The organism is Dyella sp. C11 (assembly GCF_003121485.1).
Taxonomy (GTDB): Bacteria; Pseudomonadota; Gammaproteobacteria; order Xanthomonadales; family Rhodanobacteraceae; genus Dyella.
Genome location: NZ_QAVX01000011.1, coordinates 139,952 through 148,240 on the forward strand (window position 1 = coordinate 139,952; position 8,289 = coordinate 148,240).

Genomic DNA, 8,289 nt, shown 5'->3' on the forward strand with positions numbered 1-8,289 from the left:
GGAACCAGGGGAGCCGGCATGACGACGATGGCACTGCTGCTGTGCAGGGTCAGTTTCTGGCTGCTGTTCTACATTTTCGTCGGCTATCCGCTGCTCATGTGGCTTTGGGCGCGGGTGGCGCAGCGTCCAGTGCGCAAGCAGCCCATCCTGCCCACGGTGTCCATCATCATCGTAGTGCGCGACGGCGTGCGGCACATCCGCGCCAAGCTCAAGAACCTGCGGGCTCTGGATTACCCGCCGGAATACATCGAGATCATCGTGGCCTGCGACGGCTGCAAGGACCGCACGGCGGCTTTGGTGCGCCATGCGCACGATGCCCGCGTGCGCGTGCTCGAATTCCCCGTCTCTCGCGGCAAGGCGCTGTGCCTGAACGATGCGGTGTCCACGGCGCGTGGCGAAGTGCTGCTGATGACCGATGTGCAACACAAGCTTTCCCCACTGGCCCTGCGCGAACTGGTGGGCAACCTGGGCGATCCGCGCGTGGGCGCGGTCAGCGGCAGCCTGGAACTGGAGAACGTGAGCAGCACGTTCGCCCACGGCGTGAACGCCTACTGGCGCTACGAGAAGTTCCTCCGCCACCAGGAAAGCTGCGGTGGTTCGACCATTGGCGTATGCGCGGCGCTGTATGCCGTCCGCACCGAACTGTTCAAGCCGCTGCCACCCGACACCCTGCTGGACGACGTGCTGGTGCCCATGGACGTGGCCGCCTCCGGCCGTCGCGTGGTGTTTGAGCCGCGCGCCGTGGTGTGGGGCGAGACGGCCCAGGCGCCCGTGGAGGAGCAGCCACGCCGCCTGCGCGCGATGGTGGGCTGCTTCCAGCTGATGGACGTGGCGCCCTGGCTGCTGTCGCCCTCGCGCAACCCGCTGTGGTTCCAGTTCGTCAGCCACAAGCTGCTGCGACTGCTGGCGCCCTGGCTGCTGCTGGGCATCCTCTTGTCTTCGGCCTATCTCGCACGCCACCACATGGCCTATGGCGCTGTGCTCGTGGTGCTGTTGCTATGCATCGGTGTGGTGCCGATGGAGCGGGCGCAGCCCAATGCGGGGCGCTGGCTGCCGGTACGGCTGATGGTGGCGTTCTTCTATCTCAATCTTTACGCGGTGCAGGCATCCATCGCCTACGCGCGCAGCCGGGGTGAGCACTTATGGTGACGCAAGAAGCAAAGGCCACCGGCATACGCGAACGGCTGGGCGAGCTTTGCTACAACACCGGCCTGCTCAATCCGCTGCAAAAGATGCGCGCATGGTGGCAGAAGGATCTGCGCATTCTTGCGTATCACCGCATCATGCCGGTGCCGGACCCGGCGCACTACGACTTCGACATGGAGTTGATCAGCACCACGCCTGAAGAGTTCCGTGAACAGATGACGCTGGTGAAGGAGCGCTATCGCCCCATGCGCCTCTCCGACGTGGCCGCCGCGATCAATGCGGGCGACGCCCTGCCGCCTGACGCGGTGGTCGTCACCTTCGACGATGGCTACGACGACAACTACCGCATCGCCTATCCCATCCTGAAGGAGCTTGGCGTACCGGCGACGTTCTTCATTTCCACCGGCCATATCGACAGCGGGCGCCCTTACGCCTACGACTGGCTGGTGCACATGATCCTGCTGGCGGATACGCCGCGATTGCAGCTTCCAGAGCTGGGCATCGACGTACCCATGCCGGCCACGCGCGATGAACGCCGCGCGCTGGCCACGCATGTGCTGGACAGCATGAAAGAGATCAGCGCGCTGGAACAGACCGCCATGACGCGCCGACTGGAAGGGGAATGGAACATGCCCTCCGAGCACGCGCGGCCGGAAGACTGTCGCCCGATGACCTGGGACCAGCTGCGCGAAATGCGCTCGGCCGGCCTGGAAATTGGCTCGCACGGCGTGAACCACTGGATGCTCTCGAAGTTGCCGCGCGAGGAGCTTGAGCGCGAGGTATTCGATTCGCGCAACGCCCTGCTGCGCGAACTCGGCCCCATGCCGCTGCTGATGTCCTACCCCGTGGGCAGCAACCGTGCCTTCGACAAGCAGGTGATCGAAGTCACCCGTGATGCGGGTTTCGACCTCGCCTGCAGTTACATCAGCGGCACCAACCTGCAGCCCGCCAACAACCGCTATTCGCTGTATCGCATCGCCGTGGAGCGCTACTACGGCAAGGCATGGTTCGCCGCGCTGCTGACCATGCCGGGCATCATTGGTTACCAGACGCCGGCACGACTGGCGGCGATTGAAGAAGCAGGAATCAGTCAATGATCTCCGTGCAGTCCTCATGGCTTTCGAACGATCGCGTGGAGTCCTGTATCGCCCCCGTAAATGTCGATCGCCCCTCACCGTCATCCCTGCGAAGGCAGGAATCCGGTGACTTTATGCTCACAGAAAAGGCGCTGGATTCCCGCCTTCGCGGGAATGACGGTGAGTGGACAGGGCATTTGACGAAAAGCGAAGCGCCCCGCGCTGACAAGACACATAGACAGTCTTCCTTATGTTCGCACTGATTCTTCTCTACGTGGTCCTGACCATCATCAGGCCACAGGAATACGTTCCGGCACTGATGAACCTGCCGGTGTTGCCGGTGGTGCTGGTGCTGGCGTTTGCCTCGTGGATGGCTTCGGGAACGCGCACGCCACGCGCGCCGCAGTTCATCATCCTGCCGGCCTTTCTGGTCGTCCTGATGGTGTCGGAGGTGGTCAACGGCTGGTTCGGTGGCATCAAGAACGAGCTCGGGCAGTTCGGCCCTGTGGTGCTCACCTTCTTCATGATCGCCACCACGTGCACCACGCAGAAGCGCATCCTATTGCTCATGTCGGTAATGGTGATGTGCGCCACCGTGCTCTCACTGCACGGCATTGGCCAGCACCGCAGCGGCATTGGCTGGACAGGCATTCCCATCGGTGAAGACGGCCGCATCCAGTACGTGGGCATCTTCAACGACCCGAATGACCTTGGCATGCTGTTCGTGTCGGTGTTTCCCATGGGCGTGCTGCTGTTCAAGCGTGCACGGTTCATCGGCAAGATGTTCTGGCTGGCATGCATTCTCACCGTGCTTTACGGCGTGTACCTCACCAACTCGCGCGGCGCCATGCTGGGCGTGCTGATGGTGATCGGCGGTTACATCTGGTATCGCCGCGGCATGGTGGTGGCCGGCATTCTTGGCGTCGCCGGCCTGACAGTGATGAAGATGCTTTCGTCGCGCATGCAGGAACTGGACGCCGGCGAAGAATCCGCCAGCGGCCGCGTGGACGCCTGGTACGAAGGACTGCAGATGTTCAAGGAGCATCCGATCTTCGGCGTGGGTCCCGGCAATTTCACTGACTACAACCAGCTCACCGCGCACAACTCCTTCGTGCTGGTGCTGGCGGAAACAGGCTTCGTCGGCTACGTGCTGTGGCTTGCCATGGTGGGCTACACGTTCTGGATGGTCGCCGCCGTGCTTCGCTTGAAGCCCGACGCCGAGGTCGAACCGGAGAAGCACGCCGCGTGGATCATCGAGCGCCCCATGGCATTGACCCTGCTGCTCTCCCTGTGCGGCATGTTCACCTGCGCGTTCTTCCTCAGCCGCAGCTACATGATCGTGTTGTACGTGGTGCTGGCCATCGTTACCGGCTTTTATCTTGGCGCGCGCGAGCGCATCGGCGGCCTGCCCTCCTTCAGCATGTCCGAAAACGGCATACGCTGGGTGCCGGCGGCCATCGGCAGCATCGCCGGCCTGTTCGTGCTGGTGACCATCCTGCTGAGGACGTCGGGATGACGCGAGTTCTCCCCTGCAACGCATCGCTTCTGACGGAGCTCTGGCCATGAGCGACTGGTATGAGCAGACATTCCGCCGCGTGTTGTATCCGGCCTATGAGAGTGGCCTGCGTCGCCGCGACACACTGAACTGGCTGGCAGCGTACGAACGCGACCAATGGTATTCGCCCCAAGCCATCGCCGAGCTGCAGTTCCAGCGCCTGAAAACGCTGATCGAACACTGCTATCGCGAAGTGCCTTACTACCGGCGTCGCTGGCGCGAATTGGGCATCCAGCCCGACGACATCCGCAGCCTCGACGACTACACCCGCTTGCCGGTACTCACCAAAGCCGACATCCGCGAAAACTTCGAGGATCTGCAGGCATCGTCATGGCGCGACCGCCTGCTGTTCAAGCGCACTGGCGGTTCCACCGGCGAGCCACTGGAACTGGGCTACACGCACGAGAGCTACGAGCGGCGCATGGCAGTGATGTGGCGCGGCTACGGCTGGGCGGGCGCGCGACCGGGACGCCGCACGCTCTACCTGTGGGCTGGCGCGGTGGGAACGCCAGGCCGGGTGCACCAGTTCAAGGACAACGTCTACAACGCCGTATTCGCGCGGCGCGTGCTCAACAGCTTCGAGATGACCGAGTCGAACATGGCCGACTACGCGGATGCCATCGACCGCTATCGTCCATCCGTCATTGTCGGTTACGTCAACCCGCTCGCCCGCCTGGCGACATGGATGGTGGAGACCCGACGGAAAGTGCATCAGCCGGCTGCCGTCATTGGCGCGGCGGAAGCGCTTCATCCGCATCAGCGGGAGGTGATCGGCAAGGCGTTTGGCAGCCCGGTGTACAACACCTATGGCTGCCGCGAATTCATGCTTATCGCGACGGAGTGCGCGCATCACCATGGTTTGCACGTGAATGAGGACCATCTGGTTGTGGAGTTGCTGGACGAAACCGGCAAACCGGTACAGCGAGGGCCGGGCGAAGTCACTGTCACTGATCTTTCCAACTACGGCATGCCATTCATCCGTTACGTCAACGGGGATCTCGCCACGCCATCGAGTGCACACAGCTGCCCATGCGGGCGCGGCCTGCCCCTGCTTGAACGCGTGGATGGCCGTGTACTCGACGCCATTCGCACGCCGGACGGCCGCATTCTTCCCGGTGAATTCTTCCCGCACATGCTCAAGGACGTGCCGGGACTGGCGCAGTTCCAGCTGGTGCAGCGTCAGCTGGATCGCCTGGAACTTTCCATCGTGCGGCGCGACGGCTTCGACGATGCGTCGATTGCGTACATCCGTCGCGAGACCGCCAAGGTGCTGGGCGACAGCGTGGAGCTCGACTACCGTTTCGTCGATGACATTCCGCTGACCCGCAGCGGCAAGCGACGCGTCACGCTTTCGGAACTGGCATGAACATTACGCATGTCGTTGAAAACCTGAATCGCGGCGGCCTGGAGCGCATGGTGCTCGACCTGGTGCAGCTGCAACAGCAGCAAGGCCATCAGTGCCAGGTGGTGTGCCTGTATGAAACCGGCGCGCTTGCGCACGAACTCGACGCAGCGGGCATTCCGGTGGTCGCCTGCAACAAAGGCCGCGGCATCGATTTGCGTGCACTGGCCCGCGCCCGCTGGGCCATCGACCGACACGATACCGACGTGCTTCACACGCACAATGCCGTCGCGCACTACCAGGCCGTGCTCGCATCCTGCGGACTGGAAGTGCTGCGCGTGCTGAACACCCGGCACGGCATGGGCGCCGGCCAGCGCACCGGGCGCAAGGAATGGCTGTACCGACGCGCACTGGCGCGCACCGACCTGGTGGTCACCGTATGCGAGGCCGCACGACGCAACGGTGTATCGCGCGGCATGCTGCCCGAACCCATGACGCGCGTGGTGCCCAACGGCATCGCGGTGGAACGCTTTACGCCAGCGTCCCGCGAAATGCGCCATCGCCTGCTGCAGATACTGGGCGTGGAAGACAACGCCTTCATCATCGGCAACGTCGGGCGCCTCAACTGGACCAAGGACCAGGCAGGCCTGATCCGCGCCTTTCGTCAGGTGCAGGAGCAGCACCGCAACGCCAGACTCGTGCTGATCGGCGACGGCGAACTGCGCGCCGACCTGGAGCGTTGCGCCACTGAAGAAGGCATGCGAAGCGCCGTGCATTTCCTGGGCGATCGCAACGACGTTCGCGAATTGCTGCAGGGTTTGGACGTATTCGTGCTGTCCTCGGCCAGCGAAGGCTATTCGATGGCGCTGCTGGAAGCGTGTGCGGTGGCACTCCCCATCATCGCCACCGACGTCGGCGGCAACGGCGAGATCATCCAGAGCGGCCAATCAGGCCAGCTGGTACCTGCTGGCGACCCGGATGCGCTCGCCGAAGCCATGCTGTTGCTGATGCGCGAACCCCAGCGCGCGCTGGCTTATGGACGGGCAGCGCGTGCGTGGGTTGAAACCTACGGATCACTCGAAGCCATGGCCGACCGTTACGAACACCTTTACCAGGCCAGGGAGTGCGTTACATGCGCCTGAAGGTGCTGGTGCTCACCAACCTGTTTCCGTCGCCGTGGGACCCGCTGCGCAGCCCGTTCAATCGGCAGCAGTTCGAGCGGCTTGGCCGTGAGCACGACGTGGACGTGATCACCGCCGTGGATTTCCGCGAACGCTTTGGACGCCCGCGCAAAGATTTCACCGCGAACAACGTCACCACCGATCATTTCGTTTTCTTCTACCCGCCAGTCATCGGCCGCTCCCTGCACGCCGCGAGCTGGCTGGTCTCCCTGCTCTTCCAAAAATTCCGGCGCCTGCGGCATACGCACTACGACTGCATGCTATTGAGCTGGGGCTACCCCGACGCCGCAGCCGCCAGCTGGGTCGCGCGCCACCTGGGCATTCCCTACGTCGTGAAAGTGCACGGCACCGACCTTAACGTGAAAGCCGAACAACCGCTGCTTCGCCCTCAGATTCGCCAGGCGCTTCTCGGTGCCCAAGGCGTGGTGGCGGTAAGCCAGGCATTGGCCGACAAGGCCGTCGCGCTTGGCGTGGATCGTTCGCGCGTGCACGTGATCTACAACGGCGTCGAACCGAACTTGTTCGGGCCCGGCTCGCTCAGCGCCGCACGCGAAAAACTTTCCCTGCCGCAGGACGAACGCATCCTGCTCTACGTGGGCAACCTGAAAGACACCAAAGGCTGCCTGGACCTGCTCGAAGCGTTTCCCCGCGTATTGCAGACCCATCCCGATGCCAACCTGCTTTTCATCGGCTCCGGCCCATGCCGAGAGCCACTGCTGCAACGCGCCGCCGCACTCGGCTGCCAGGATCGCGTGCGGCTAGTTGGCCCGGTCGAGCACTACGCACTCGGCGACTGGTTCCGTGCTGCCGACTTGCTCTGCCTGCCAAGCCATAACGAAGGCGTGCCCAACGTCGTGCTGGAAGCGATGGCCTGCGGCACACCGGTGGTGGCGACGCGCGTGGGTGGTATTCCGGAAGTGCTGCCGGAACATGCAGGCATGTTGGTGGAGGCCCATGACCGCATCGGACTCGGCGGTGCGTTGATCGATGTGCTGGGCAAGGTGTGGGATGGGGAACGCATCGCTGCGCACGCGAGCCGGTTCAAGTGGGATGAGAATATCCAGCGGCTTGGGCAGATTCTGGAGGCGGCGGCGATGAGTCGCACCGGGCAGGTGAAGTATTCGGCGTCGTAGCGGGCTTCGCCTGTAGCTTCGATTTGTTGATGCTTGCGAGAGCGCACGCGTTTCTTCACCTTCACACGCCATCTTCCGTAAAGAGCAAGGCCAAAGCTCGATCTGGCCACGTCTTCTCAAGCACCCGCCCCTCACCCCGGCCCTCTCCCCGGAGGGGAGAGGGAGAAGTGATGTGCTGTGCGAGAAAACATGACCGTTGCGAATGGCTGCTTTTCGCCCCTCGCTCCTCGCCCCTTGCCCTGGCTCTTCGCTCTCCGCTTTGGCTCTCAGCTCTTCGGGCCCCGTATGACAGCGGCGTGTGGGTGAAGGAACAGCCCGCAGGGTGGCTCGCATGGATGCGAGCCAGTTTGTCGTCAGGGCAGGATGCCCTGTCGACAAACCCCGTAACCCGCACGCGTACCTGGAGGGCTGAAAGCCCGGAAGGCGCGTCATCCGGGGGGCCCTTCTCTTTGGTTACTTTCTCTTGGGCATGCAAGAGAAAGTGACCCGGCGATCGGCAGATCGTCGGAAGCCCGCGGCAGGCGAGCCAGGTCGCGGAGCGGTTTCAACCCAGCGAAAAGGCCAAAAGCAAAGTCACTGGATTCCCGCCTTCGCGGGAATGACGGTGAGGGGAACAAACGTCATTGCAAGGATAGTAGTGAGGGATAGGATCGTCGTCGCAAGAATGACGATGAGGGCGCGAGAAGTCATAGCGAGAACGCCGGTGAGGAATAGAGACGCCATCGCGAACATGACGGAGATTGCACTGAGCAACCCTCGCGAATGCTCAATGGGTAACGGGTAACGGGTAACGGGTAGCGCGTAACCGTGACGAGCATCGAGCAACAAACCCCCTACTTCTCCGACACCGAAGAAG

7 protein-coding genes are annotated in these 8,289 nt (G+C 63.1%); 6 read left to right on the forward strand and 1 reads right to left on the reverse strand.

All coding sequences use genetic code 11. The features are described from left to right. The first annotated feature begins 18 nt into the window (after positions 1 to 18). The 6 genes from DK366_RS12345 to DK366_RS12370 all read left to right on the forward strand — a co-directional run bounded on the left by DK366_RS12345 (position 19) and on the right by DK366_RS12370 (position 7,433). Positions 19 to 1,149 carry a glycosyltransferase family 2 protein gene (locus DK366_RS12345; RefSeq protein WP_232821022.1) on the forward strand — a complete coding sequence of 377 codons (1,131 nt, stop codon included), beginning with the start codon at positions 19 to 21 and terminating at the stop codon, positions 1,147 to 1,149. Then, the gene (locus tag DK366_RS12350) at positions 1,143 to 2,243 is read left to right on the forward strand and encodes a polysaccharide deacetylase family protein (protein WP_109125844.1); all 1,101 of its coding nucleotides are present in this window, start codon (positions 1,143 to 1,145) and stop codon (positions 2,241 to 2,243) included. The genes DK366_RS12345 and DK366_RS12350 overlap by 7 nt, the downstream gene beginning before the upstream one ends. A 229-nt stretch (positions 2,244 to 2,472) precedes the next feature. After that, the gene (locus tag DK366_RS12355; protein WP_109125845.1) at positions 2,473 to 3,738 is read left to right on the forward strand and encodes an O-antigen ligase family protein; all 1,266 of its coding nucleotides are present in this window, start codon (positions 2,473 to 2,475) and stop codon (positions 3,736 to 3,738) included. Between the two features lie 46 nt (positions 3,739 to 3,784). Continuing rightward, positions 3,785 to 5,143 (forward strand): phenylacetate--CoA ligase family protein, encoded by a 1,359-nt coding sequence (locus tag DK366_RS12360; protein ID WP_109125846.1) that lies wholly within the window; start codon positions 3,785 to 3,787, stop codon positions 5,141 to 5,143. Continuing rightward, positions 5,140 to 6,261: a glycosyltransferase gene (locus tag DK366_RS12365; RefSeq protein ID WP_109125847.1), complete on the forward strand. Its 1,122-nt coding sequence runs from the start codon at positions 5,140 to 5,142 to the stop codon at positions 6,259 to 6,261. Before DK366_RS12360 ends, DK366_RS12365 begins: the two co-directional genes overlap by 4 nt. Continuing rightward, entirely contained in the window at positions 6,252 to 7,433 is a 1,182-nt protein-coding gene (locus DK366_RS12370; protein WP_109125848.1) for a glycosyltransferase family 4 protein, read from the forward strand. Before DK366_RS12365 ends, DK366_RS12370 begins: the two co-directional genes overlap by 10 nt. Positions 7,434 to 8,006: 573 nt before the next feature. On the opposite strand, the gene DK366_RS21550 is transcribed toward DK366_RS12370, so the two are convergent. Beyond that, a partial coding sequence (locus tag DK366_RS21550) for a hypothetical protein (RefSeq protein ID WP_232821023.1) occupies positions 8,007 to 8,289 on the reverse strand: 283 nt, incomplete at its 5' end.